Annotated in this window: 21 protein-coding genes; 11 read left to right on the forward strand and 10 right to left on the reverse strand. The window is 69.6% G+C overall.

Features of this window, described 5'->3' with window-relative positions:
* Positions 1-968, forward strand: a 968-nt coding sequence (locus tag ABZ823_RS27635; RefSeq protein ID WP_361665567.1) for a transposase, incomplete at its 5' end; no start/stop codon positions are given.
* A gap of 158 nt (positions 969-1126) precedes the next feature.
* Here the strand turns inward: ABZ823_RS27635 and ABZ823_RS27640 are convergent.
* Positions 1127-2026 carry a hypothetical protein gene (locus tag ABZ823_RS27640; RefSeq protein WP_361665568.1) on the reverse strand — a complete coding sequence of 300 codons (900 nt, stop codon included), beginning with the start codon at positions 2024-2026 and terminating at the stop codon, positions 1127-1129.
* Between the two features lie 507 nt (positions 2027-2533).
* Between ABZ823_RS27640 and ABZ823_RS27645 the strand changes: the two genes are divergently transcribed.
* The gene (locus ABZ823_RS27645) at positions 2534-2734 is read left to right on the forward strand and encodes a hypothetical protein (RefSeq protein WP_361665569.1); all 201 of its coding nucleotides are present in this window, start codon (positions 2534-2536) and stop codon (positions 2732-2734) included.
* A gap of 476 nt (positions 2735-3210) precedes the next feature.
* Here ABZ823_RS27645 and ABZ823_RS27650 read toward each other — a convergent pair whose 3' ends face one another.
* Both ABZ823_RS27650 and ABZ823_RS27655 read right to left on the reverse strand, forming a co-directional pair.
* Complete coding sequence (locus tag ABZ823_RS27650) at positions 3211-3525, reverse strand: hypothetical protein (RefSeq protein WP_361665570.1); 315 nt, start codon at positions 3523-3525, stop codon at positions 3211-3213.
* Between the two features lie 438 nt (positions 3526-3963).
* Positions 3964-4482 (reverse strand): L,D-transpeptidase, encoded by a 519-nt coding sequence (locus ABZ823_RS27655; protein WP_361665571.1) that lies wholly within the window; start codon positions 4480-4482, stop codon positions 3964-3966.
* 286 nt (positions 4483-4768) lie between these two features.
* On the opposite strand from ABZ823_RS27655, the gene ABZ823_RS27660 reads away from it, so the two are divergent.
* Positions 4769-5455, forward strand: a complete 687-nt coding sequence (locus ABZ823_RS27660; RefSeq protein ID WP_361665572.1) for an SDR family oxidoreductase — start codon at positions 4769-4771, stop codon at positions 5453-5455.
* A 32-nt stretch (positions 5456-5487) separates the two neighbouring features.
* On the opposite strand, the gene ABZ823_RS27665 is transcribed toward ABZ823_RS27660, so the two are convergent.
* A complete protein-coding gene (locus tag ABZ823_RS27665; protein WP_361665573.1) occupies positions 5488-5823 on the reverse strand; it encodes a hypothetical protein in 336 nt (111 codons plus the stop codon).
* 560 nt (positions 5824-6383) lie between these two features.
* Here ABZ823_RS27665 and ABZ823_RS27670 point away from each other — a divergent pair.
* The gene (locus ABZ823_RS27670; RefSeq protein WP_361665574.1) at positions 6384-11303 is read left to right on the forward strand and encodes an RICIN domain-containing protein; all 4920 of its coding nucleotides are present in this window, start codon (positions 6384-6386) and stop codon (positions 11301-11303) included.
* Positions 11300-11965 (forward strand): hypothetical protein, encoded by a 666-nt coding sequence (locus ABZ823_RS27675; RefSeq protein WP_361665575.1) that lies wholly within the window; start codon positions 11300-11302, stop codon positions 11963-11965. Before ABZ823_RS27670 ends, ABZ823_RS27675 begins: the two co-directional genes overlap by 4 nt.
* Before the next feature lie 313 nt (positions 11966-12278).
* Here ABZ823_RS27675 and ABZ823_RS27680 read toward each other — a convergent pair whose 3' ends face one another.
* The 4 genes from ABZ823_RS27680 to ABZ823_RS27695 form a co-directional block, all read right to left on the reverse strand.
* The gene (locus ABZ823_RS27680; RefSeq protein WP_361665576.1) at positions 12279-12857 is read right to left on the reverse strand and encodes a NifU family protein; all 579 of its coding nucleotides are present in this window, start codon (positions 12855-12857) and stop codon (positions 12279-12281) included.
* Positions 12854-14791 carry a ferrous iron transporter B gene (locus ABZ823_RS27685; protein WP_361665577.1) on the reverse strand — a complete coding sequence of 646 codons (1938 nt, stop codon included), beginning with the start codon at positions 14789-14791 and terminating at the stop codon, positions 12854-12856. Before ABZ823_RS27685 ends, ABZ823_RS27680 begins: the two co-directional genes overlap by 4 nt.
* Complete coding sequence (locus ABZ823_RS27690; RefSeq protein WP_361665578.1) at positions 14788-15096, reverse strand: FeoA family protein; 309 nt, start codon at positions 15094-15096, stop codon at positions 14788-14790. Before ABZ823_RS27690 ends, ABZ823_RS27685 begins: the two co-directional genes overlap by 4 nt.
* Before the next feature lie 623 nt (positions 15097-15719).
* Positions 15720-16943 carry a Ku protein gene (locus tag ABZ823_RS27695; protein WP_361665579.1) on the reverse strand — a complete coding sequence of 408 codons (1224 nt, stop codon included), beginning with the start codon at positions 16941-16943 and terminating at the stop codon, positions 15720-15722.
* A 51-nt stretch (positions 16944-16994) separates the two neighbouring features.
* Between ABZ823_RS27695 and ligD the strand changes: the two genes are divergently transcribed.
* On the forward strand, positions 16995-17879 hold the full coding sequence (ligD, locus tag ABZ823_RS27700; RefSeq protein ID WP_361665580.1) for a non-homologous end-joining DNA ligase: 885 nt from the start codon (positions 16995-16997) through the stop codon (positions 17877-17879).
* 19 nt (positions 17880-17898) lie between these two features.
* On the opposite strand, the gene ABZ823_RS27705 is transcribed toward ligD, so the two are convergent.
* The gene (locus tag ABZ823_RS27705; RefSeq protein ID WP_361665581.1) at positions 17899-18702 is read right to left on the reverse strand and encodes a nuclease-related domain-containing protein; all 804 of its coding nucleotides are present in this window, start codon (positions 18700-18702) and stop codon (positions 17899-17901) included.
* 97 nt (positions 18703-18799) lie between these two features.
* Between ABZ823_RS27705 and ABZ823_RS27710 the strand changes: the two genes are divergently transcribed.
* From ABZ823_RS27710 to ABZ823_RS27725, 4 genes are all read left to right on the forward strand, one after another.
* Positions 18800-19306, forward strand: a complete 507-nt coding sequence (locus ABZ823_RS27710) for a dual specificity protein phosphatase family protein (protein WP_361665582.1) — start codon at positions 18800-18802, stop codon at positions 19304-19306.
* A 104-nt stretch (positions 19307-19410) separates the two neighbouring features.
* The gene (locus ABZ823_RS27715) at positions 19411-20802 is read left to right on the forward strand and encodes an FtsW/RodA/SpoVE family cell cycle protein (RefSeq protein WP_361665583.1); all 1392 of its coding nucleotides are present in this window, start codon (positions 19411-19413) and stop codon (positions 20800-20802) included.
* Positions 20799-22418: a penicillin-binding transpeptidase domain-containing protein gene (locus ABZ823_RS27720; protein ID WP_361665584.1), complete on the forward strand. Its 1620-nt coding sequence runs from the start codon at positions 20799-20801 to the stop codon at positions 22416-22418. The genes ABZ823_RS27715 and ABZ823_RS27720 overlap by 4 nt, the downstream gene beginning before the upstream one ends.
* Positions 22419-22541: 123 nt before the next feature.
* Entirely contained in the window at positions 22542-23096 is a 555-nt protein-coding gene (locus ABZ823_RS27725) for a DUF3291 domain-containing protein (protein ID WP_361665585.1), read from the forward strand.
* A gap of 15 nt (positions 23097-23111) precedes the next feature.
* On the opposite strand, the gene ABZ823_RS27730 is transcribed toward ABZ823_RS27725, so the two are convergent.
* Positions 23112-24026 (reverse strand): ADP-ribosylglycohydrolase family protein, encoded by a 915-nt coding sequence (locus ABZ823_RS27730; protein WP_361665586.1) that lies wholly within the window; start codon positions 24024-24026, stop codon positions 23112-23114.
* Between the two features lie 269 nt (positions 24027-24295).
* Here ABZ823_RS27730 and ABZ823_RS27735 point away from each other — a divergent pair, with 269 nt between their 5' ends.
* Complete coding sequence (locus tag ABZ823_RS27735; protein ID WP_361665587.1) at positions 24296-25225, forward strand: diiron oxygenase; 930 nt, start codon at positions 24296-24298, stop codon at positions 25223-25225.
* Positions 25226-25275: the final 50 nt, after the last annotated feature.

Raw genomic sequence — 25275 nt, forward strand, 5'->3', positions numbered from 1 at the left:
TCCGCTTGGGCCCGGCCGACGACGCGACGACCGTCACGGCCGTCCAACTCCACGATGTCGTCGGGCGGTTGACGAGTGCAGGCCACTGGAGACCGCGCGATCCGGACATCCTGATTGTGATGGACTCCGGCTACGACGTCGCCTACCTGACCCACGCTCTCGCCGACCTGCCCGTCGTACTGGTCGGGCGCCTGCGCTCGGACCGGGTCATGCTCCGCGACCCCGGCCCCGCCCGGTCGGGTCCCCGGGGCGGGCGTCCCCGCCGGCATGGCGGCGTCCTCACGTTCAAGAAACCCGACAGCTGGCACGAGCCCGACGTTACGACCGCCACGGACACCGCCCGCTACGGCACAGCCACCGCGACGGCCTGGGACCGGATGCATCCCCGGCTCACTCACCGCGGCCCCTGGCTGGAGCACGCCAAGGAAGAACTCCCTGTCCTGCACGGCACATTGATCCGCCTGAAGGTCGAGCGCCTGCCCGGTGACCGTGACCCGAAACCGGTCTGGCTGTGGTGCTCAGCCACCGCCGCCGCACCGGCGGAGGTGGACCGCTGGTGGCAGTCCTTCCTCCGCCGCTTCGACCTGGAGCACACCTTCCGGCTGATGAAACAGACCCTGGGCTGGACCGCCCCGAGGGTCAGGAATCCCGACACGGCCGACCTGTGGACCTGGCTGATCATCGCCGCTCACACCCAGCTCCGTCTCGCCCGGCCCCTCGCCGAGGACCTCCGTCGCCCATGGGAACGGCCCGCAGAACCCCGCCGCCTCACCCCCGCCCGAGTCCGCCGGGGGTTTCGCAACGTCCGCGCAGCAGCAGCCCGCCCGGCAAGCGCGCCAAAACCGTCCCGCCCAGGCCCCGGACGGCCTCCCGGCTCGAAAAACAAGCAACGGGCCAGACGCCACGACGTTGGCAAGACCGTCAAACGCGCCGAATCGATCAAGGAGCACCAAGCCCAGCGAGGTTAAACGCCAAGCTTAGTGAGCCCAGCAAATGGGAGGAGCCCCCGGACGAGTCCAAGGGGCCGAAGCCTGGTGCCGCGCGCGATCACTCGTACTCACGCAACAGCTCAACGGTTCGCTCCAGCCTCGGACAGCCTGGTCGGCGCGCCTAGGGATCGCCCCTGTCAGCACGACGACGCAACGGCGGCGTCGGAAACCCTGCGTGCCTCGGCCGCCAAATCCTTCCCGGTCTTCACGTAGCCGTCCCCCTCGGACTTGACAGCGGTGACCGCGTCTTCCGCATCCGACCGCAGCTTCGTGACCCCACCGGCCAATGTCGTCAGCACCGGCCGGTACTCCGGCATCAGCTTCTGCCTCTCGGTGTAGCTGTTCCACGCCTCCTTGAGCGCCGTCGACTGGCTCTCGATGTCGGAGATCGTGAAGTCCAGCGTCCCTCGGTCCATCTCCAGCGTCCCCGCGTCCATCTCGACGGTGCCTGCATCCGACTCCACGGAGCCCGCGTCAATGCATGCGTCCTCGCCGGACAGGCTCGCCGCGTTGTCCTTCACCGTCTTCAGGTCACGCCGAGCCGTCGCGAGGTCGGTTACGAAGGTGCTGTAGTCGACCGGCACACCCAGCGTGCGCTTCAGCTCGGTGTACGCGGAGTTCGCCTTCGTTGCCGCAGCGTCGATCTGCCCCCTGGTCTCCGCGTCGGCAGCGGCCTGGTTCGCCTGGTCCTGTGCATCCTGAAGGTCAGTGAGCGCCTTACGCGCTTGGATCTGGAGATCGCCGACCTTGTTGTTGTAGTCGTCGACCGTGCCCGGCCGCAGCGCGAGGGCGTACATGGTCCCGGTCTCGCTGTTCGGCACGTGCAGATTCAGCTCCGTGCTCGTCAGCGTTCCCGACAGCGAGCCGACCGACCCGAAGGCATTGTCGATCCGCAACGTCACCGCAGTCCCGTCGACCGTCCCCGTGAAGGCCGCGTGCTGTGACTTCGTCGTCGTCGGGTTGCTGGACGGGATTCCCGTGATGTCCAGCGACCCCGACAGGCTCGGCCCCGTCCTCGTCAGCTCGACCATCGCCACGCCGTCGTTCTCAGTCCCCACCCACACGTTCGGAGTCGAGATGCCATCGGCGAACGGAGTCGCCAAGGACGAGTGCCCCTTGTCCGACCGGTCAACGTAGACGGCCGCCCCCACAGCCGTCGCCATCACGACGGACACAGACACGATCAGCAGCCACGCCTTCCGTCTGCTCGGTGGCCGTGGTGGCGGCGGTGGCGGGTACATCTGAACCACGCTGAATCCCTCCCCATTTTGGTGCAGATATTGAAACTCAGACGACCCGTTGGTGTCTCACCATCTCGATGTCCTCGGGGCCTGGGGCGTGACGATCCGCATGCGGCAACGGATGGCCAGGGGCGCACCAGTTACCGCTCGGCGTCCCGCTTGGGCGCGCATCCTGGAGGTGCGGTCTCGCACGACGCCCCTCCACACACCCGCGGGACTGCCCGGGAAATGAGGGAGGTCCGTCGTGGCCGCTGTCACCGCTGCATGCCACGATGACCTGTCACGCAAGGAGGGGGCGTTCTCATGAGGTTCGACCAGAGCCTGGCGGACAAGCTCGATGCGACGATACTTGAACGGGCGCTGCCGGAAGACGCAGCTCAGACACTGGGCCTGTGGCTGGCCGACCCGAAGGGGACGGCGGTTCGCGATGTGCGGGGAACTACGGGGAAACTCCGGGCAATTGAGCCGACGGTCGACCAGCCCAGGCCGTTCAGCCCCAGGTGAGTACGCCAACAACTCATAGATCACCCAAGCTTCCGAAACCGAGAGCACGAGCTCGATTCTCGCCGCTCGCCCCCGTGTCAACCCTCAGGTCGACAGGCTGGGAGTGTTCATTGCCGAGTCCAATTCGAGGGTGGTGGTGACACTGTCGCCCGCTTATGCGCTGTAGGCCAGGGCACCGATGACGAAGCCGATCACCATGCCTGCAACCGAAAGGCCCAGGGCCACGGAGGCGTGCGGCTCCTTCCGCTTCATTGCGATAGCCGACAGAACGATCGCGAGGGGCCCCAGAACGATGGGAAAGAAGAGCAGGGATACTGCCGCACAAGCAAAAGCGCCCCAGACAAAGCTGGCCGACCTACCGCCGCCCGGCTCGCCATAGGTGGTGCCGCACTCCGGACAGAAGGTCTTGACCGTCTGCGTGAGAGTTCCGCAAGCGGAGCAGAGCTTGGTTGGGGACTGTTCAAACCCAGACGTGCTCATCCCAGGCCGGCCTTCGCAGTCGCGAGGATCTTCTTGTTCGGACTGGAGAACAGGGCGTAGACGTTGTCAACTGCCGCGGTTGAGCGGAGCGTCAGCTGGGTGTGCCCTGATTGGGCGCTCGGCACTACGGTGATCGCCAGCTCACCATTGGTCGGGAACTTCTTGTATGTGCCGGTCACCTGCCCGAGTACCGTGCTCGTCTGTACGTCCTTGAATCCTGCGGTTATGAGGCCTTTTGCGCAGCGGGTGAGCCACTCGTCGCGCTCGCCCGCGACGACCAGCGTCTCCTCCACGCTCTTTCGGATCGCCACTTGACTCCTCTGCAACCAGAAACCCTCGGACACTACATAGAGTGTGACGATTGTGAAGGTTCCGCGGAAGTGGCGTTGCTGGATCGTGATCTTGTAGGCGCGTCGTGAGATCCAAGTCGGCACACCACTGGTCAGGCCCCAAGTCGCCCCGCCTCACTCACAGGCGGTGACCGTCCACCACGCACGCCGTCGGCACTGACAGCAATGCTGACGGCAACGCGCACCGAGCACGACGGCCCCCGACACCTTGCTGCGGAGCTGACACTCGGACTGCCGGCCCAGGCCGCTGGGGTGTGCACGCATCTTCCAAGCGCTTGGCGCAGTTTCGAGTCCCGCCGGGAGGCCACTGAGCGCTTCGGGCGGCCCGTTGAGTGTGGACCGCAGGGCACTTGTAGCTTCCGGTTTGGCCGCTGAGCGTAGGGGGCGCTACGGACCGCTCTAGCCGCCGGCGTTCTTGACAATCACCGTGTCGCCGACCCGGCTGAAATCGTAGAAGCGGTGAGCGTCCGCCGTGCTCAGGTGGATGCAGCCGTGGGAGATGTCCGCCTGACCGATGGCGTGGTCCCAGGGCGCCGCGTGGACGAACACACCAGCGCTGGTCAAGCGCACCGCCCAATGGACCGTGAGGGCGTAGTAGTTGGGGCTACGCGGATTGCACGTGATGTTCGCGCTGCACGAGGTCATTCTGATGACCTCGTTCTTGCCCAGCACATGGAAGGTTCCGGACGGCGTGCGGAATCCGGACTTTCCGAAGCCCACAGTGAAGGTCATCACCGTCCGACCGTGATCCGTGACGGTCATCCGGTGAGTCGCCGCGTCGATCGTCGAAACGTGGCCCGCGGAGGAGGCCCCGGCGGGACTGGCGCCCAGCGTCAGGGCGGCTGCCAGGGCACCGCCCAGTGCGAGCCGGGTGGCCTTACGGAGGCGCGAGCTTGAGGCTTGGCGTCGGAGTGTCATATCTGATCACCATCACTTTCGTGCACAAACCAGCATATTCTGCCCCGCCCGTCTCATCGAGGTGATCTCAGGATGCCCACGGAAAAATCACACACCTGATCGAATCCGAGGTATGGCGCACAGGCCGTTCCCGCCAGATCCTTGCCGTGGAGCACAGGCGGACCGTCCGGCCGGGACGGGTCCTGGGCCGACCGAGTGGACCAGTCAAACGGCACCCGTTCCATCCTTATCTGCCCGCATAAGATCCCTTATCAGCCGCATGGCCACCGGAGGGAACCACTGGATCGTGACCACGTCGATCATCATCGGAGGGAGCGACGGCCTGGGACGCGTTCTGGCGCAGCGATTCGCCGGGCGTGGGGACATCGTCATCATCACCAGCCGCACCCCGGAGCGCGCCGAGTCCGTGGCCGCCGAAGTCGCCGGGACAGTGCGGGGCCTGGCCGTTGACCTGTCGCGGCCGGAGAGCATCGAGGAAGCGCTCGTCGACGTTCGGGAAGTCGACAACCTGGTGATCACCGCCGTCACAGAGGATTTCACCACTGTCGCGGACTTCGACATCGCCAAGGCCGTCCACGCCGTGACCACCAAACTGGTGGGGTACACGGAGACCGTGCGAGTCCTGAGTGACCGATTCGCCCCCGGCGCGTCGGTCGTACTCTTCGGCGGCCTGGCCAAAGAACGCCCCTACCCCGGCTCCACCATGGTGACCGCCATGAATGCAGGTATCACCGGACAGGTGAAGACCCTCGCAGTGCAGATTGCGCCCCACCGCGTCAACGCCATCCACCCGGGCATGGTGGGCGACCACCCGAGGTGGCGCGACGTACCCGAGAACCCCCAGGTCTCACGTACCCCCATCGGGCGCCTCGTGACGATGGCGGAGGTAGCCGACGCCACCGACTTCCTCCTGCGCAACACCGGCGTCAACGCCCAGGACCTGTTCGTCGACGGCGGAGTACGCGTCACCTGACACGAGTGGAGTACGTGGTCCCGCCCTCCAAGTCACAGCAGGCGTCCACTGGTCGACGGACGTGGACTGTCCGACAGCGAGGGACCGGGAAGGCCCCGCCGGCTCTTCGGCCTGCACGGGTTGCACGGGATCAGCTCGTCATCGGCGGCCGCTTTCATGACGGCCTTGAGGAGGCGGTATGCCTCGGCGCTGATCGACTGGCCTCGGTCGTCCGGCCCGCGATTCGCGCGCGGTGCGGTGATCTCGTCCAAGTCCGCGTCGGCAAAGGCGGCCGGGTGCTTGCCGGGGAGCGGGCGGTAGAGATCCCTGGTGACCGGCGCCAGTTCGCGTTGCTCTGCCCACTTGTCGGCGTAGGCGCGGAAGCTCACAGCACCGGCTTCGGGTCCCGCCGGTCTCCCGCGGGCAACGTCCCGGCAGCCCTCAACCTGCACGCTCTTGCGCCGGTCGAGCCCATAGCGGCACGACCGCACATTGCGACGAGTAGGCGACTTCCGGTCAATTTATGGCGGAGAATGTGCACTCTCGGCACGCCTTCTTTACATGTCTCACATAGGTAACTCCCGGTATGTGCACGACTTTCGCGCAGGACGTGCCATGAACGGCCGTGCAAGTGATTTACCGCTCCGCAGCCGGGACACCGGGTTCGGCCCTTGCCACAGCCGGTTGACCTGTGGGTAACTGAACGCCGCGCGCCCACCGTTGAGGGACCTTGACCCATCCCTCGTGACGCGCACACGTCATTCGGCGGCCGGGGGAACAGTGCCGTCACGGGGGAGGGACGGTTCGTCATGCCGCGACACCGGCTGGTTGTGAACGCCTACTTGGTCGCTGCTGTCTGCTGCCCTTGTTCCCGCACCGGGACGACGGGCTGACCCGCGCGTATCCCCACGCCTCTTCGGGCGGTCACCCCTGCCTGCCTTCGCTCGCTATGAAGGATGCCCCTTTGCGATTCAGACCGAGGTTGTTCAATCCCAGATCACGAACATCCGCAGCGTTCAGCTCTGCCGTCACGTCCGTCGCCGCCCTGGCCGTCCTCGGTGGCCTGGCCGTCCAGCCCGGCCAGCTCGGCAGGGACGCCGAACAGCCCGTGGCCGCGACGAGCGACTCGTACGACGGCTTCGACAGCAAAGCGGCTGAGCAGCTGCGCGAGGACCAGTGTGTGGCCGCCGATGCCCTGCGCAAGGGCGGACCCAACCTGTTCGCCCTCGCACAAAACGCCGTCGGGCTGCCGCCCGACCAGCTCCACCAAAAGCTCAACCGGGACCTCGCCGACGACAGCACCCCCCTGCACCAGGCCTTCTACGCGGACAGCGCCAGCAGCGACCAGTGGGTCAAGAAGGCCAATGACCAGGAGCATGCGTTTTCCACCGCCGTCAGCGGCCTGAGCTCCTACCCCGGCGAACCGCGCGGAGCGAACGAGATCTACGACAAGACCGGCCTGCTTCCGTGGCTGTATCAGTCGTACTTCAAGTCGGTCGACCTGTTCTCCCCGTTCTACGATCCGTCGCCCACCGCCGACGACAGCACGAAGGCCGCCGCGCTCGCGATCGGCGATCAGCTGTACACCACGGGGGGCACACCGCAGGAGCAGCAGGCGTGGGCGCTGTGGAAGAAGAACTCCGGGAAGATCGAACCCAACCAGTTGTTCGTTCCCAGGGTGTTCGCCGATGACGCCCGTGTCTTCCTGTCCTCGGGCGGCTTCCCTCACACCGCCCCGGCGCCGGACACCCCGGAGTTCCGTATCGCGGTCGAGGACTTGAAGGCCCGCTTCGCCTCGTGTGCGTGGCACGCCCCGATCGACCCGAACCGGGTGCTCGGCAAGGAGGTGGCGCAGGCGTCCGCCGAGTGGCAGCAGGAGATCGCCTCCCAGGCCACGCAGCGGCAGCAGATCCTCGCCGGCAACGTCACCGCGACGACGGCGTTGCAGGACGGCACGTTCACCCTGGGGCAGATCCTGGGCCAGTCGTGGCTCGCCGACTACTCCACCCGCTGGCAGGACTACTGGTCCGCGGGCGGGCTGGGCTGGATCGGCGACAGTTATGTGACGATCGAGGTTCCGGGCGCGGCGGGCAACTGCCTGGACGTTGCGGGCGGTGCCAAGACCAACGGCACTCCCGTCCAGATCTACACCTGCAACGGCGGTGCGGCCCAGCAGTGGACGCTCGAGGGCAGCGAGGACGACCTGCACCTGCGCAACGTCGGCTCGCAGAGGTGCCTGGACGTGGCCGGGAACGGGTCGGCGAACGGCACGAAGATCCAGATCTCGGACTGCTACAAGTCCGCGGGGCAGACATGGAAGGGCGACGTCCGTGCCACCGCGCCCCTGAAGAGCGTGAGCACGGGCAAGTGCCTCGACCTGAGCGCGTTCACCAAGAGCACGGACGCGCGGTTGTGGGACTGCAAGAACGCCGGTTCGCAGAAGTTTTTGATCAAGCCGTCCGGTCACAAGGGCACGGACAGCGCCTTGTACCCGGACAAGGCCGAGTTCGACAAGGCCAAGAAGGTCGTCACCGACGCCCAGGCGGCGGCGAAGAAGCAGCTTGCCGCGCTGAAGGCCCAGATGGAGAACGCCACGAAGGCGGCCACCGCGTCCGATGCGGCCGAGCAGGCGGCGTACGGTGTCGCGGATGCCGCTGGTGCGCCGCGGGGTCGTGGGCTTCTCGTCGGTCAGCAGAAGGCGCAGGTCACCAAGGGGTCCGTGGCCGCGCTGACGGCGATGGTGAAGGCCGGTGAGACGGCCGAGGCCGCAACCAGGGCTGCCGCGGGTGACAGCGAGACGATCACGCAGCGGGCCCTGGCCCAGGCCGCGCAGGTCAACGCGGAGTTCCGCAAGGAGGCCGCGCACGCGGCCGAGTTGCAGGCGAAGGCCGCGGCGGACGCGGCCAGGCTGCACCGCGACAACGCGAAGAAGGACAAGGCGACGGCGGAGGCGAACCTCGCCGTCGCGCTGAAGGCCGAGGGCGACGCGAAGGCCGCTGCCGCCGACGCGCACGCCAAGCGGCTCGCGGCCGAGGCCGAGGAGAAGACGGCCAAGGCGGAGAAGGAGATGGCCGCCGCCAAGCAGGCCGCGGCCGCACAACACAAGCAGAACGCGCAGGCCGAGGCGACGAAGGCCAAGGACGCCAAGGACAAGGCCGAAGCCGCCGAGAAGACCGCCGAGGGCAAGCGCGACGACGCGGTGAAGGCCCGCGACAACGCCAAGGCCAAACGCGACGACGCCTGGGACGCCGCACAGAAGGCCGACGCCGCGCGCGCCAAGGCGGACGCGAAGGAGGCGTACGCCGAGGCCCACGAGTCGGACGGCAACGCCCAGGAGGCCAGGGCGGCGGCGGACGCGGCAGACGGGCACGCCGACGACGCTGAGGCAGCCGCCGCGAAGGCCCGTTCGGAAGCCGATGCCGCCACCGAGGCAGCGGCCGAAGCGGACGCCGCGGCCACACGCGCCGAGGCTGCCGCCAAGCGGGCCCGCGCTGACGCGGACGCCGCGCAGGCGGCGAAACTGAAGGCCGACGCCGCGGTGAAGACCGCGACCAGTGCCGTGGCCGACGCGATCGCCGCTTCGCAGCATGCCGCCTCGGAGGCGAAGACGGCGGTCAAGCTGGCCGATGAGGCCGAAGCCCACGCCAAGGACGCCAAGTCCCAGGCGGACGAGGCGAACAAGGAGGCCGCGAAGGCTCTGGCCGCCTCGGCGAAGGCGGCAGGCTTCGCCCACGTCACCGCCCAGGCAGCGGTCGACGCGGGCAACGCAGCCGCGCAGGTCGCCAAGCCGGCCAACGACGCAATCGAGCTCGGCTCGCCGTACGTCGACACCGACTCGGCCGCCGGTCTGGTCGTGCTGACCGGGCAGGCGTCGAAGTCGATCGCCGACCAGCAGCAGGCCGTCGCGGACGCCCACGCCAAGAACGCGCAGGCCGAGGCCGACGCCGCGAAGAACCTCGCCGACCAGGCGAAGGGCGACGCGAAGATCGCCTACCAGTACGCGGCCGACGCCGCGGCACACGCGGCCGACGCACGCGGCTATGCCAAGGAGGCGCTCGGCTACGCGGCCGACGCCGCCAAGGCCGCCTCACAGGCGTCGGCGTCCCTGGCCCGCACCGTTGAGTACGACCGCCAGGCCACCGAGGACGCTGCAGCCGCCGACAAGGCCGCAGGCCGCGCCGAGGGCTACGCCAAGGAGGCCCGCGAGTCCGCCGACCAGGCAGCCCTCGACGCCGAAGCCGCCCGCGCGGCCGCCTCGCAGGCCGAGCAGGCCGCCAGGGACGCCCGCGCCGCAGCCGACCGCGCCGACGCCGCCGCCACCGAAGCCGAGGAAGCGGCCAAGGACGCGCTGAAGTACGCCAAGGAGGCAGAGAAGGCAGCCGAGGAAGCGGCACGCAACGCGGCGAACAAGCAGGTCTCGACCGGCGCGGGTACCGGAGTCGGCGGCACGTGGTACGTCGTCGACGAGGACAGCATCGAGATCACCGACGCCAAGCAGCACGACCCCTGTGTGATCACGGTCGGTTTCGAAGGCTGCACCACCACGTTCACGGTCACCTTCACCGCGACGGTCGACTTCTTCCTCTGCACCAACCCCGACACCACGGCCGGCGCCGGCGGCTGCCCGTCTCAGGACACGCTGCTCATCGAGAGCAAGCGCATCCCAGGGCTGAAGCAGGACGTCACCCGGTACTTCTCCAAGCTGGAGCTCATCCAGCAGACCGTCACCTACCAGCTCATCAAGGCGGTTCTGGTCCAGGACTTCGTCGACTGCTGGCACGGCAGCGCCAGCGGCTGCGCCTGGGCACTGAGCAACTTCATCCCGGGCAAGGCGTTCAGCAAGGTCTTCGAAGGGATCCGGGCTCTCGACGCCGCGATGAAGACCGGCGTCGGGGTCCGTGACGCGTTCAATGCCCTCAAGGCCCTGGACCTGGACCCCGGGACCCTCGCCAAGCTCAACAACACCGTCAAGGCCTACGAAGACCTGTACACCGCCTGCCGGGCGAACAGCTTCCCCGGCACCACCGAGGTGCTGATGGCGGACGGCTCACACCGGCCCATCAGCCAGGTGGGTGTGGGGGACCTCGTCAAGGCCACGGATCCGGCCACCGGCCAGTTGAGGACCCGACAGGTCACCGACACCTTCAAGCACGACACCCAGCGGCTGGTGGACATCACCGTTTCCGGCGGGGGGAGGCTGGCCAGCACCGCCGGCCACAAGTTCTACGTGGTCGACCGCGGGTGGACGCTGGTTTCCGACCTGCACGTCGGCGAGCGCCTGCGCACCCCGGACGGCTCCGTCCACGCGGTGACCGCCCTCCTCGACCGCTCGGGCCTGACTCCGCGCACGGTCTACGACCTCACGGTCGACGACCTGCACACGTTCTTCGTGCTGGCGGGCCCCACCCCGATCCTTGTTCACAACTGCAAGGTCGCCTTGGGGTGGCAGAATAAGGGCAAGCTCGACGAGTGGGCCGGGCTTCCCGAGAACAAGTTCACCACCTTCTCCAACGCGTCTCCGAAGGACTTCGCCCGGATCGCGGAAATGGCCATCGCCGACCCGAACGTGACGCTGCACGTCAACATGACGGGACTGAACGAACTCGGAGGCTTCATGGCGGCTGCCAAGCGCGGCCTCAGGGCTGGTGAGGCCGGACCTGCCACGGACTACGAGATGTCCATGATCGCCAGAGCTGTCGCCAATGGTCAACGTCCGTGGAGTTCGGTGAAGTTCTACTCCCCGTCGGGTCCCGATGGCGCCATGCGGCTGGACCCCCCGACGGATATGCCGGACCTTTCGGTTCTGGGGAAACTCGACCCTGTGAAAGGTTCGGTCATCGGGTACTGCCACTGCCAAGGAATACAATGAGTATGGACGCCCATCGGAAAGACCCGTACCCGGACGTGACCGCTTCGGGTGGCCTCGCACCGGCCATGCGAGAGGAAGCGAAGCTGCGCGGGTGCGACATCGGGCTGGCACCCTGGGCCACCGACGTCATCAGTATCGAGACAGCGCGGGGTTTCCTGTCGGTCGATCCTGCGGCCGAGGAACGTCTGTTCCGGCTGGGTGTCCACATTCCCGGGTTCACCTGGGAGATCGGCTCGACGGGGGATCTCGGATTGCTCGTGGAGGCGGTCGCTGCATGGCGGGAAGGCATCCCGCTCGACGAGTTGCAGGAGAGATTCGAGTTCATCGAGCTCGATGAATTCACCAGGGCGCTCGAAAGGGGAGAGCCTACCTCTTCGCAGTGGTCCGACCTCCAGTCGTCCGACTTCCACCGGCGGCAATGGAACCTTCTGCGCCGCCTCCATGCGGATGAGGTACTGCGGAACATGTTCCCGACGATCACGCACGGTGCCGTGCGCCTGCGTGTGGATCCGTTGGACGCGACGAGCCGTCAGGTTCTCGTGCGTGAGCTGGACGGGGAACGTCATGAGGTCATGCGCCTCGGGGTGCCCGGGGCCACCTGGGTCGAGGTGCCGACCGGAGATGTCATCGCCTACCTCCGAGCTGCCTTGAACGAAGAGTGATCTCGACAGATCGATGAAACAGATCGATGACGTCGAAACCCCGCCAGGTAATCCCTGGCGGGGTTTCTTCGTGCTACTCACGCGTTCGCCGCGCACGAAGGCGCCGAGGGTCACCTGGATCGGCCGATGGCCGTCCAGGACGCCAGGTCAGCCCCAGCGAATGGGAAAGGCCCTGGACGAGTCCAGGGGCCCGCGCTTCTGCATGACCGTAGCCCTTCCGCTGACAGGAGCCTGTGACTGCCGCGGAAGCCGCGCCCTGCCCGTCGGCAGAGGTGATCGCTGCGGGTCGCGTCGCCACCCCCGCCGTGGACGGTCACGCGTTGCGGCGGCGCAGGGTGAGCCATGTGCGCCTTGCCGCCTTGCCGGGCTCCTCCGTCGCCCGCAGCTCGACCAGACCGGGGAACCGGGCACGCAGTTCCGACTCGAGGCGGGAGTGGAGGGTGAACCCGGCAGCCGGGCAGTGCGTGCACGTGCCCGCCATCCGCACCTCCGCGTGCCGGTCCTGGGCGGACACGATCGTCACTTCGCCGCCGTGGGAACGGATGTAGTCACCAACGGATCCGTCCAGGACGTCTTGCAGCGCGGCACGCAGCATGTCGTCCTCGGTGACCTCGGCGGCCGGACGCCACCGCTGAGGGTGCTGCAGTGCGGCGCTGAGCGCGTCGCGCACCCGCGCTCCCGTGCCGGACCAGCTCCGGCCATCGGCGAGCCGGATCACCACGGCTTGTGTCTCCACCTCGATGGAGGCGACGTCTTCGGAGTGGAGCATCTTCCCGAGGTCGTCCGGTGCATCGGCGATCTCTCCGACGACCGGCAGCGTGCCGGCAGGGATCACCCAACGGACGGCCTGCGGGTCGGCCGTGGCCTCGGGGTGCATGGGGACGACGCTCACGCCAGCAGTCCTACGAGGGTGTGCGTCAGGAAGGCCATGGTCCAGGCCAGCACGAACATGTAGCTGAAGGCGACCGCGGGCCATCTCCACGAGCCGGTCTCACGGCGCATGACCCCGATGGTCGACATGCATTGCAGCGCGTAGAGGAAGAAGACCAGCAAGGCGGCCGTCGTGGCCGGAGTGAAGAGCTTCTGTCCCCGATGGGGCCCGTCGGTGTAAGTCATGTGTGCCAGGGTTTCGGCCGGCTGGTCGGGGTTCTGGGCGGCAGCGACCTGGCCGAGGGTGGCGACGAACACCTCGCGGGCGGACAGCGATCCCAGCACGCCGACGTTGATCCGCCAGTCGAAGCCGAGGGGTTCGAAGACGGGTTCGATGGCGTGACCGATGTCGGCGGCGTAGCTGTGGTCGACCTCATAGGCCGAAACCGCGGTCCGGTCGGCCGGGTTGACCCCGGCGGAGCGCAGTTGCGCATCGCTGTGCATGGGCAGGCTGAGCAGCAGCCACAGCCCGATGGTGACGAGCAGGATGATCCGGCCGACCTTGTGCAGGAAGCCCTTGCAGGAACTCCAGATGGCGTCGGCCACCGACCGCAGCCGCGGCAGCCGGTAGGACGGCATCTCCATGTAGAACGGCAGCACCGGACCTCCCCGGCTGCTGAACCGTTTGAAGACCCAGGCCGTCGCCATGGCCGAGAGCGCACCGACGAGGTACAGGGCGAACATGACGACGCCCTGGGCACCGAAGGGCCCGACCCTGGTATCGGGACTCACCAGCAGGCCGGTCAGCAGTACATAGACCGTCAAGCGCGCCGAACAGGTCATCAGCGGCGCGCCCATCATGGTCGCGAAGCGGTCTTTGGCCGACGGGAGGGAGCGGGTGGCCATGATGCCGGGGATGGCGCAGGCAAGGGAGGAGAGCAGGGCGACGAATGCCCGGCCCTCCAGCCCGGCCTTGGCCATGAGCCGGTCCATCAGGAACGCCGCGCGGGAGAGGTAGCCGCTGCCCTCCAGCAGCGAGATCATGAGGAACAGCAGGGCGATCTGTGGCAGGAAGACCAGTACGCCGCCCACGCCGCCGATCAGGGCGTTGCCCAGGAAGCCGGAGAGCAACGGGTTCGAGACGTACTCGGTGACCAGCGTGCCGAGCCAGTCGAAGAGGCTCTGCACCGCATCCTGCAGCGGTGTCGCGACGGTGAAGATGATCTGGAAGAACGCGAACATGGTCGCGAAGAAGATGAGCGTGCCCCACAGCGGGTGCAACAGCACGGAATCGATACGCCGCGTGCGGCGATCGACCTCGGGTACCTCGTAGCCCGCGCTCTGCAGCAGCGACTCCACCCAGGCCCGCCTCTGTGAGGGGGCGGTGGGCGGCGGGACGACCGGCCGCTCCCATGCGGCCCAGTCGAGCAGCACGGACTGCAACTCCGCCAGGTCGTTGCGTGATCCGCTCGTCACCCCGACGACCGGCACACCCAGAGCACGACGGAGGGCCAAGGCATCAAGGGTGCCGCCGCGACGGGCCAACTCGTCACGGAAGGTGAGCACCACGCAAATCGGCAAGCCTGTCTGCATGACTTGGGCGAGGAGCCCGAGGGAACGACGCAGTGTCGTCGCGTCAATCGTGACGAGAATCCCGTCGGGTGTGCCGATGCCCGCGTTGTCCGGGTCGAGCGCATCGGCGACGACCTGCTCGTCCGGGCTGATGGGGTCGAGACTGTAGGTGCCCGGCAGATCCTCGATGACCACCTCGTGCTCGCCGACACGCGCCATGCCCTCATAGCGCGCGACGGTCACTCCGGGGTAGTTACCGGTCTTGGTCCGCAGGCCGGTCAGGGCATTGAAAAGCGTGCTCTTGCCCGAGTTCGGGCTGCCGACCAGGGCCAGACGAGTCCTGCCGGTGACCGTCTGGGCCACCGGACCGCAGTGTGCGCTCATGCAGTGCGCCGTACGTGGATGCCGGCGGCCTGCGCTTTGCGCAGTGCCACCTCGTACTCCACGACCTGGAAGACAACGGGGTCGCCAAGCGGCGCCTTCCGCAGCACGGTGACCTCCGCGCCGGGGGCGAACCCCAAGTCGACCAGTCGTCGCATGGTGCTCGGCTCGACCGACTCGTCGATGTCGATCACCAGGCCACTCATCCCGGGTCGCAGGTCGGCAAGTCGCGCGTCCCCCGCTGAATCCGCCGGCACGGACGGACCGCTCTTCTGGCGCGCACCCAACTGCAATGAGACCATCGACATCCTCAACCCCGAGATCAACCGAGTAGCTTAGGGCAGGCTAACCTCTTCTCCGGGTAGCGGCAATATGGCCCCTCCCGGACGCTGGACCCCCCTGTGGCCGCCGTTGTCAGCGGTGCCGCCATGGCCGGTGTACCGATATCCGAAGCCGCGACCGCCTGGACAGCCGCACTGCCCCAGGGGGCGCTCGGCGGACTCGCGGCGGGGGTTGTCCCGGCCGTCGTGATCGCCGCGTCGCACACGTCGAATGCCGCACGTACGGCCTCGCCCCGGCGCCCCGTCGGCGCCTCGACTTTCGGGACGGGCACCGGGTTGCGGCTTCACAGTGCGTGAAATAGCGTTACAGCCAGTCACTTGATGGCGGCCGGTCATTTGCCTCGGGCTCGGATCCGGGTGGGGCTTCCTGGCCGCAGGGATTCCGCGAGAGCTCTTCTCGAAAAAGCGCAAGCTCATCTACTTCAACGAGGTTCACAACGGCGGTCACTTCGCGGCGTGGGAAGTCCCGGAGATCTTCACCAACGAACTCCGGGCCGCCTTCAGGTCGCTACGCTGACTGCCGCCCACTGACCGGCCCCCGGCTGCCTGGACGCCGGCAGGTCCGGCACGGTGGCAGGACGCCGCGCGCCTCACCCCGCCCGCTTCCGGCCCGCCGTCTTCTCCGCGGTCGTCTTCTTTGCGGCCGCCTTCGTCGCGGTCGTCTTTTTCGCCGCAGTCTTCTTCGCCGCAGTCTTCTTCGCGGTCGACTTCTGCCCGGTCGTCTTCGGCGCAGTCGCCTTCTGCCCGGCCGTCTTCTTCCCGTCCCCCGCCCCGCTCCCCGCCGACCTCCCCGCACTCGAATTGGCCGCCGGCGACGTCCCCGCCGCCGCCTTCTTCGCCGGTGACGTCTTCGTCGCGGACGCCGTCTTCTTCGCGGACGTCTCCTCCCCCGCGCCCGTCGTCTTCTTGGGCGCCGCCTTCTTCGCCGTCGTCTTCTTCGCCGTCGACGTCGACTTCTTGCCACCGACCTCCTTCGGTGCCGCACGCGTCTGCTTGCGGGACGGCAGGTGTCTCACCTCCGCCGCCCGGCCCGGCTCCCCACCACGGGACTCGCGCGCGGCCCGCACGCTCTTCTCCAGGGCCGCCATCAGGTCCAGGACCTTGCCGCCCTCGGGCTCGGGAGCCGGCGGAAGCTCCCTGCCCTCCGCCTTCGCCGCGATCAGCTGCTCCACCGCCTCGCGGTACTCGTCGTGCAGCTCGTCCAGGTCCACCTCCCCCAGCGTGTCCATCAGCGTGTCGGCCAGGTCCAGCTCCTGCTCACGGATGGGGACGTCGGCGTCCGGCGCCACCTCTTCCGGCGACCGGATCTCGTCCGGCCACAGCAGTGCGTGCATGGCGAGCACATCGTCGAACACACGGAGCATGCCGAGCCTCTCCCGGCCCCGCAGCGCGTACTTCGCGATCGCCACCTTCCCGCTGCGTTTGAGCGCCTCCCGCAGCAGCGCGTAGGGCTTGGTGGCCGGGACGCCGTTCGCCGACAGGTAGTACGGCGTGTCCATCTGGAGCGGGTCGATCCGGTCGGCCGGTACGAAGGCCACGATCTCGATCGTCTTGGCGGTCGGGAGCGGCAGCTTCGCCAGGTCCTCGTCCGCGATCGGGACGACCGTGCCGTCCGCGTCCTGGTATCCCTTGCAGATCTCCGACGGCGGGACCTCACGGTCCTCCAGCTCGCAGAACTTCCGGTAGCGGACGCGGCCGCCGTCCGCCAGGTGGATCTGGCGGAAGGAGATCGAGTGGTTCTCGGTGGCGTTCATCAGCTTGACGGGGATGCTCACCAGACCGAACGAGATGGTGCCGTTCCAGATGGATCGCACGTGCCGCACCTTTTCCGTCGATAACGGGCGATTTCATGGGATTCTCATCGTATGACGCCGATCACAGAGGTGGAGGGGCGCCGACTCGCGCTCAGCAATCTGGAGAAGGTCATCCATCCCGAGACCGGCTTCACCAAGGGTGAGCTGCTGCACTACTACGCGATCACCGCGGACGCGCTGCTGCCCCATCTGCGTGACCGCCCGCTGTCCTTCCTGCGCTACCCGGACGGACCGGACGGCCAGCTCTTCTTCGCCAAGAACGTCCCGCCGGGTACGCCCGACTGGGTCACCACGGCCGAGGTGCCGCGCGCGGAGGGCCCCGCCCGCATGGTTCTGGTCCAGGACCTGCCGACCTTGATGTGGGCGGCCAACCTCGTCACCGAGTTCCACACCCCGCAGTGGCGTATCGACACGCCCGACGTGGCGGACCGGCTGGTGTTCGACCTGGACCCGGGCGCACCCGCCACGGTCGTCGAGTGCTGCCGGGTCGCCCTGTGGCTGCGGGAGCGGCTCGCGGCGGACGGGATCGAGGCGTACGCGAAGACGTCCGGCTCGAAGGGGCTGCACCTGCTGGCCTCGGTCGAGCCGGCACCCTCGCAGCGGACGACCGAGTACGCCAAGCGGCTCGCCGTGGAGGCGGAGAAGGCGATGCCCCGCCTGGTCCTGCACCGTATGACGCGCAGCCTGCGGCCCGGGAAGGTCTTCGTGGACTGGAGCCAGAACGCGGCCCGTAAGACGACGGCGGCGCCCTACACCCTGCGCGCCCGGCCCGAGCCGACCGTGTCCGCGCCGGTGACCTGGGAGGAGGTGGTCGCCTGCGCGTCCCCCGGCGCCCTCGTCTTCCGCGCCCCGGACATCGCCCCCCGCCTCCAGGCGTACGGCGACCTGCTGGCCCCGCTGTTCGATCCCGCGCACGCCACGGCCCTGCCCCCGTAGTGATATCGGTCCGGGCGGGTCACACCCTGGCCCAGGTGTGCCGGTCCCTGGCCATCGCGTGCAGGGCCTCGACGTCGGCCGGCTTGAGTACGCCGCCCAGGCGGGCGAGGCCGGGCAGGTCGGCGTCCGTCAGCACGCGGACCTCCCGCGGCGGGGCCATGACCTCCAGGCGCGCGGGTTCGGTCACCGCCAGGACGGGACGCACCTCGGCGGTCAGGGCGTACGACGCCCGGTCCGCGTCGGCGCGCACCCGGCGCAGCAGCGGGTACGGCTCCCCGCGGCCCACCGTCACCACCGGGTCGGCCACGAGGACCCGCTGTCTGCGGGCGTGGAGCGAGTACACGGTGAAGAGGCCGCCGGGGCCGATCACCAGATGGTGGACGCGGTCCCCGCCGGGCAGCGGCACCGAGTGCAGGGTGCGCCAGCCCGCGCCCTCCAGCCGGTCCAGCGCGTCCCCCACCGCCTGTTCCGCGGCGAGCGCCCGCCGCCGCGGGTCGGGGCGCAGCCGGTGCCCGGACCCCGGATCGCGGTCCAGGGCGATCAGCAGTGCCTCGCCGGGCCGGTTCGGCGCCAGGTCGTCGTCCGGGTGGAGGGTGAGCCGTGCCAGCTCGGCGGGGGTGGGGACAGGCGGCGGTCCCACGGTGACCGGGCCGGTCAGGAACGGGCCGAGCGCCTCCAGCACGTCCTGTCGCCGGTCCTCGACGAGCAGGTGGACGCGGCCCGTCTCGCGGTCGTACCAGGCCACGTTCCTGCCGTCGGCGCCGCATACGTAAAGGCGTTCCTGGCCGTGTCGCCAGTTCGGTATGACGCGCAGTCCGCTCATGCACCATCACCCCATGACCATGGGAACAGGCGGGGTGCTCCACGGGCAAGAAGCCGGTTACCTTTGTGAGCAGTTGGGGACTCGGTGGGAGGCGCCGTTGCGGACCCGCAGAATGCAACCCGATGTTCCCGCTCCGGACGTCCCGTGGAGCGAGGTCGTGCCCGGCCTGTGGATGGGCGGGCACGAGTTCAAGGGGCGTTCCGGGGACCGGGAATTCGTCGTCGTACGTGATGAGTTCGACCTGGTGCTGACCCTGCTGCGGCTGCCGGGATACGGGCCGGACGACGGAGTCGAACACCATGTGTGGCCGATTCCGGACGGCCCGCTGGACGGGACGCAGCTCGCGGGCGTGATACGGCTCGCGCAGGCGGCCGACGACGCCCTGGAGGACGGCCGCAGGGTCCTCGTCCGCTGTTACCACGGGTACAACCGCTCGGGTCTGGTCGTCGCCCAGGCGCTGGTGCGGGCCGGGCACACCGCCGACGAGGCGATCCGGATGATCCGCGCCCGTCGTGGCCCCTGGGCGCTGCACAACGAGCTGTTCGTGGAGTACCTGCGGGCCGGTCTGGACACGGCCCGTCTGCTGGAGGAACTCGCGGAGTGACCCGGTCGGCGGCCCGCCCTCCACGAGTCCCTACATGTACCGGAACGGCCCGATTGAGTGCACATAACGGGACACACCCCTGACCTGCTTGCTACGTTCCGCACATGATCGAGCCCGGAACGCGAGGAACGGAGCGCACGGAGACGGCGGCGGAGACGGCCGTGGACGCCCTCGCCCCCACCGCCCCGCGCCCGCCCCGGCGCCGTGGCATCGAGTGCGCCCTGATCGTCCTCGCCGTCCTGCTCTCCGTGTACGGGTACTGCGCCGTCGGCCTCGCCCACGACGGCACCGTGCCGCCCGGCACCATGCGCTACGGCGCCGGGCTCGGGCTGCTGGCGCTGCTCGCGCACGGCGCGGTGCGCCTGCGGGCCCCGTACGCCGACCCGCTGCTGCTGCCCATCGCCGTCCTGCTCAACGGCATGGGCCTGGTGCTGATCTACCGTCTCGACCTGGACACGCCCGGCGACCGGGCGGCCCCCGCCCAGCTGTACTGGTCGACGGTCGGCGTGGCGCTCTTCATCGCGGTGGTGGTGCTGCTGCCCCACCACCGGGTGCTCCAGCGCTACACATATGTCTGCGTGGTCGCCGCGCTGCTGCTGCTCACTCTGCCGATCTTCTTCCCGGCGGTGAACGGCGCCCGGATCTGGCTCAGGGTCGCCGGGTTCTCCATCCAGCCCGGGGAGTTCGCGAAGGTACTGCTGGCGGTGTTCTTCGCGGGGTATCTGGCCGCCAACCGCCATGCGCTGGCGTTGACGGGCCGCCGTGCGGGGCGGCTCCAGCTGCCCGCCGGGCGGGTCCTCGGCCCTGTCGTGGCGGTCTGGCTGCTGAGCGTGGGCGTGCTGGTCCTGGAGCGTGACCTCGGCACCTCGCTGCTGTTCTTCGGCTTGTTCGTGGTGCTGCTCTACGTCGCCACGGGCCGTACCGGCTGGATCGCCGTCGGCCTGGTGCTCGCGGTCCTCGGCGCGCTGGCCGTCGGCCGGCTCGAGCCGCATGTGCACGGCAGGGTCGCCGACTGGCTGCACCCCTTCGCGTCGATCGAGGCGGGGCAGGGCGCGGGCCAGCTCGCGCAGTCCCTGTTCGCCTTCGCCGCCGGCGGTGCGCTGGGCACCGGGCTGGGGCTCGGCCACTCGGTCCTCATCGGTTTCGCCGTGAAGTCGGACTTCATCCTGGCCACGGCGGGCGAGGAACTGGGGCTCGCGGGGCTGTCGGCGCTGTTCCTGGTGTACGCCCTGCTGGTCGAGCGCGGCTACCGGGTGGGCCTCGCGCTGCGCGACCCCTTCGGGCGCCTGCTCGCCATCGGGCTCGCGTCGATCGTCGCGCTCCAGGTGTTCGTGATCGCGGGCGGGGTGACGGGGCTGATCCCGCTCACCGGTATGGCGATGCCCTTCCTGGCGCAGGGCGGCTCCTCGGTCGTCACCAACTGGATCATCGTGGCGCTGCTGATCCGGATCAGCGACTCGGCCCGCGGCCAGCACCCCGGGGCGGCGGTGCCGTGAGCCTCCCTCACGATCTGGACTTCGCCCGGCCCGGGGGCACCGCCACCATCCGCCGGGCGGCGGCGCTGTGTGCGGTGCTCCTGGTCGCGCTGCTGGTGAACGCGACCCGGGTGCAGATCTTCGAGTCCGACCGGTACGGCGGCAATCCCGCCAACCACCGGGGGCTGATCGAACGCTTCGGCCGGCCGCGCGGCGACATCGTGGTCGACGGCCGGCCGGTGACCGGCTCCCGGGACACGGGAGGGACGTTCCGCTACGAGCGCACCTACACGGACGGCCCGCTGTACGCGCCGGTCACCGGCTTCGCCTCGCAGCGGTACGGGACGACGCTGCTGGAGCACGCGCAGGACCCGCTGCTGTCGGGCACCGATCCGGCGCTGTCGCTGTTCCCGCTGTGGAACGGCCTCGTGCGCAAGCGCCCGCCGGGCGGGGACGTCGTCACCACCCTCAACGGGGCGGCGCAGCGGGCGGCCTTCCGGTATCTGGGCGGGCGGACGGGCGCGGTGGCCGCGCTGGAGCCGTCGACCGGGCGGATCCTGGCGCTGGTCTCGACGCCGTCGTACGACCCCGCGGAGCTGTCGGGGGCTTCGGCGTCCGTCGCGCGGACCTGGGCCCGGCTGAACGGGGACGCGGCGCAGCCCATGCTCAACCGGGCGATCCGGCAGACGTATCCGCCCGGCTCCACCTTCAAGGTGGTGACGGCCGCGGCGGCGCTGGACTCGGGGGTCGGGTGGGATCCCGACGACCCGACGACGTCCCCCGACCCCTACCACCTGCCGGGCTCGACGACGCGGCTGGGCAACGAGACGGACGGCTGCGCGAACGCGTCCCTGCGGTACGCCTTCGTATGGTCGTGCAACACGGTGTTCGCGAAGCTGGGCGTGGAGGTGGGGCCCCGGACGATGGCGGCCACCGCGGAGGGCTTCGGATTCAACGATCCCGGGCTGCAAATCCCGTTCGCGGTGGCGCCGAGTACGTTCGGCCGGAAGCTGGACCCGGCGCAGCTGGCGCTGTCCTCGATCGGGCAGTTCGACACGAGGGCGACGCCGTTGCAGATGGCGATGATCGCGGCGGCGGTGGCGGGCGGGGGGTCGGTGCAGGCGCCGTACCTCGTGGAGAAGGCGACCACGAGCGCCGGCGAGACGGTCAGGGCGGCCGAGCCGCGCACCCGGTACCGGGCGATGAGCCCGGCGACCGCGGCGCTGCTGCGGGGGATGATGACGGACGTGGTGGAGGAGGGGACGGGCCGGAACGCGGCGATCCCCGGGGCGGTGGTGGGCGGCAAGACGGGCACGGCCCAGCACGGTGTCGGCAACTCAGGCAGGCCCTACGCCTGGTTCATCTCCTGGGCGCAGGCCTCCGACGCGGCGGAGCCGGCGGTGGCGGTCGCGGTGGTGGTGGAGGACGCGGCGGGCGAGCGCGGGGAGATCAGCGGCGGCGGGGACGCGGCGCCGGTCGCGAGGGCCGTGATGGAGGCGGTGCTGGACTCGCGGCAGGAGTACGGGCCGAACTCCCGCCCGGGCTTCGGGCCGAAGTCCCGGCCCAAGCCCGGGCCGAAGTCCGGGCCGAAGTCCGGGCCGAAGTCCGGGCCGAACCATTGGCCGCTTCCGCGCTGAACTCGCCGCCCTCGCCCCGGCGTTGCCCCACTGCGTACTCAGACGCCGCCCCGCGCGTGGACCGGTCCACGTGGCGAGACGGGGGCTGCCGCGGGCCGGGTGCGGCGACCTACCGTTCGGTCCATGACGACGACCGGTTCCGATCGCCCCGCAGCCGCCTACGAACTCGCCCAGGTCAACATCGCCCGCCTCCTGGCCCCGCTGGACTCACCGCAGCTGAAGGACTTCGTGGACGCCCTGGACCCCGTGAACGCGGTGGCCGACGCCTCGGACGGGTTCGTCTGGCGCCTCCAGGGCGACTCGGGCAACGCCACGGACGTCCCGGTCCTCGGCGACGAGTGGCTGATCATCAACATGTCGACATGGCGGGACATGAACGCGCTGACGGCGTTCATGTACCAGGGTCGGCATCGGGAGATGCTCGCGAGGCGCCGCGATTGGTTCGAGCGGCTGCGGGAGGCGGTCACGGCGCTGTGGTGGGTCCCGGCCGGGCACCGTCCGACGGTGGCGGAGGCCGAGGAGCGTCTGCTGCATCTGCGCGCCCACGGGCCGACGCCGTACGCCTTCACGCTGCGTACGTCGTTCCCGGCCGGGGAGGCGGAACCGGTGACCGGCGGAGCGCGCGTGGTCGCCGAGGAGGGCCTGGGCTGCCCGGTGCAAGGGGTTCCGTCCGGGTGAGCCCGGGGCCGGCCGTCACCGGGGGCCTTCGCCGGGCAGCGGCTCCCTGCGCCGCAGCCACTCCCGCGGCACGCCGTCGAGGCCCGTGGCGGCGGCCACGATGCCGCCGGTGATGGCGCAGGTGGTGTCGACGTCGCCGAAGCCCTCGGCCGTGGTCCACAGGGCGGCCGTGAGGTCGTCCGGGTGCCGGGCCGCTGACCACACGGCGAACGGGACGGTGTCGTCGGCCCTGATCCGCTGCCCGTTGCCGAGGAAGCCGGAGGCCTTCCACGGCTCGGTGCCGAAGGGGAGGCCCGCCGCGCGGACGAGGCCGTCCCGCACCGCGCTCGGTGGGGTCAGGGAGACCACCGCGTCGATGCTCAGCCGGCCCTGCGCGCAGAGCGCGGCCGCCACGGCCACGGCGACCGCGCCGGCGACGCCCTCGGGGTGGGCGTGGGTGACCTCGGCGGACAGCGCCGCCTGTTCGACCACCCGCGGCAGGCTGTCGCGGAACCACGCGCCCAGGGGCGCCACGCGCATCGCGGCCCCGTTGCCGAGGCTGCCCTGGCCGTCGAACAGCTGCCGCGACAACTCGCGCCAGCGCTCCGGCCCGTCGAGCAGCCGGGGCAGCAACTCGTGCATCCCGTGGCCGTACCCGCGGGCCGGGTCGGTGTCGTACCCCAGGGCGAAGGCGTGGGCGAGGGCCTCCTGACGGATCTCCCCGTACTCGTCCAGCACCCGCAGGACGGCGAGGGCCATCGCCGTGTCATCGGTCCAGCGCCACTCCGGCTCCTCGGGCGTGCGCCGCGCGCGTATCTCCGCCAGCGCCTGCGCGGGCTCGCGGAAGAGCGGGAACCAGCGCTCGCCGAAGGCGTCGCCGAGGGCGAGGCCCGCCAGGCTGCGGCGGGCCGCGACGCTGTTCGCCGTAGGGACCCGGTCTTGAACCGCCATCGCCCAAGCCTCCGTTCACCGGTCGGGATGCCGCCGCGCCGGCCGCGGTCCGCACCGTGGCCACCAGCCGATCCTCCTCCTTCGTACACCCGTTGCGCACCCGGCTTTCCGGCCGCGCGCCGACGGGCCCGGCAAGCCCCGCGACCCGCGCGGCGGACGCGGCGTCAACAAGTGCGGCTCAAGGGATTGACGTCCTTGCTGACACGCAGTCTCATAAGACGTGACCGCCGGTAACAGCGGCCCGTACGACGACGTGGTGGGGAACAGCGATGACGACCGTGACCGAAGCCGACGTGCTGCGCGACGCGCTCGGCCTGCTCAAGGACCGGGAACAGGTGGCCGAGCGGCTGCTCGCCTCCTCCGCCAGGCACTCCTTCGACCCGGACAGCGAACTGGACTGGGACGCGCCCTTCGAGGACGGCAAGTGGTTCTGGCCCCCGGAGCTGGTGTCGCTGTACGACACGCCGCTGTGGAAGCGCATGGGCGAGGAGCAGCGGATCCTGCTCTCCCAGCACGAGGCCGCGGCGCTCGCCTCGCTGGGCATCTGGTTCGAGATCATCCTGATGCAGCTGCTGGTGCGGCACATCTACGACAAGGCGGCGACGAGCGCCCACGTGCGCTACGCGCTGACCGAGATCGAGGACGAGTGCCGGCACTCCAAGATGTTCGCCCGGCTGATCACGCACGGCGGCACGCCCTGGTACCCGGTCAGCCGGGTCCACCAGACCCTGGGCCGCGTCTTCAAGACGATCTCGACCACACCCGGGTCCTTCACGGCCACGCTCCTCGGCGAGGAGGTCCTGGACTGGATGCAGCGGCTGACCTTCCCCGACGACCGGGTGCAGCCGCTGATCCGCGGAGTGACACGCATCCACGTCGTGGAGGAGGCCCGGCACGTCCGTTACGCGCGTGAGGAGCTGCGCCGTCAGATGCTGACCGCTCCGCGGTGGTCGCAGGAGTTCACCCGCATCACCTCCGGCGAGTTCGCCCGCGTGTTCTCGGTCGCCTTCGTGAACCCCGAGGTGTACACGAACGTGGGTCTCGACAAGCGGGAGGCCGTGGCCCAGGTGAGGGCCAGCGGCCACCGCCGCGAGGTCATGCAGTCGGGCGCCAAGCGCCTGACCGGCTTCCTGGACGACATCGGGGTGCTGCGGGGAGTCGGCCGGCGGCTGTGGAAGGCCTCGGGGCTGCTGGCTTGAGCACGGCGCGCGGGCGGCCGGCAACCGGACGGCTCCCCCGCCGGGTGCCC

This window comes from Streptomyces sp. NPDC047079, from assembly GCF_040643755.1.
Classification (GTDB): domain Bacteria; phylum Actinomycetota; class Actinomycetes; order Streptomycetales; family Streptomycetaceae; genus Streptomyces.

Excerpts from the sequence above, each read along its gene's own strand:
- ABZ823_RS27690 (WP_361665578.1), bottom strand. The coding sequence starts at position 15,096 with ATGTCGATGGTCTCATTGCAGTTGGGTGCGCGCCAGAAGAGCGGTCCG.
- ABZ823_RS27730 (WP_361665586.1), bottom strand. The coding sequence starts at position 24,026 with ATGGCGGTTCAAGACCGGGTCCCTACGGCGAACAGCGTCGCGGCCCGC.
- ABZ823_RS27670 (WP_361665574.1), top strand. The coding sequence starts at position 6,384 with ATGAAGGATGCCCCTTTGCGATTCAGACCGAGGTTGTTCAATCCCAGA.
- ABZ823_RS27655 (WP_361665571.1), bottom strand. The coding sequence starts at position 4,482 with ATGACACTCCGACGCCAAGCCTCAAGCTCGCGCCTCCGTAAGGCCACC.
- ABZ823_RS27715 (WP_361665583.1), top strand. The coding sequence starts at position 19,411 with ATGATCGAGCCCGGAACGCGAGGAACGGAGCGCACGGAGACGGCGGCG.
- ligD (WP_361665580.1), top strand. The coding sequence starts at position 16,995 with ATGACGCCGATCACAGAGGTGGAGGGGCGCCGACTCGCGCTCAGCAAT.
- ABZ823_RS27705 (WP_361665581.1), bottom strand. The coding sequence starts at position 18,702 with ATGAGCGGACTGCGCGTCATACCGAACTGGCGACACGGCCAGGAACGC.
- ABZ823_RS27685 (WP_361665577.1), bottom strand. The coding sequence starts at position 14,791 with ATGAGCGCACACTGCGGTCCGGTGGCCCAGACGGTCACCGGCAGGACT.
- ABZ823_RS27735 (WP_361665587.1), top strand. The coding sequence starts at position 24,296 with ATGACGACCGTGACCGAAGCCGACGTGCTGCGCGACGCGCTCGGCCTG.
- ABZ823_RS27675 (WP_361665575.1), top strand. The coding sequence starts at position 11,300 with ATGAGTATGGACGCCCATCGGAAAGACCCGTACCCGGACGTGACCGCT.
- ABZ823_RS27645 (WP_361665569.1), top strand. The coding sequence starts at position 2,534 with ATGAGGTTCGACCAGAGCCTGGCGGACAAGCTCGATGCGACGATACTT.
- ABZ823_RS27725 (WP_361665585.1), top strand. The coding sequence starts at position 22,542 with ATGACGACGACCGGTTCCGATCGCCCCGCAGCCGCCTACGAACTCGCC.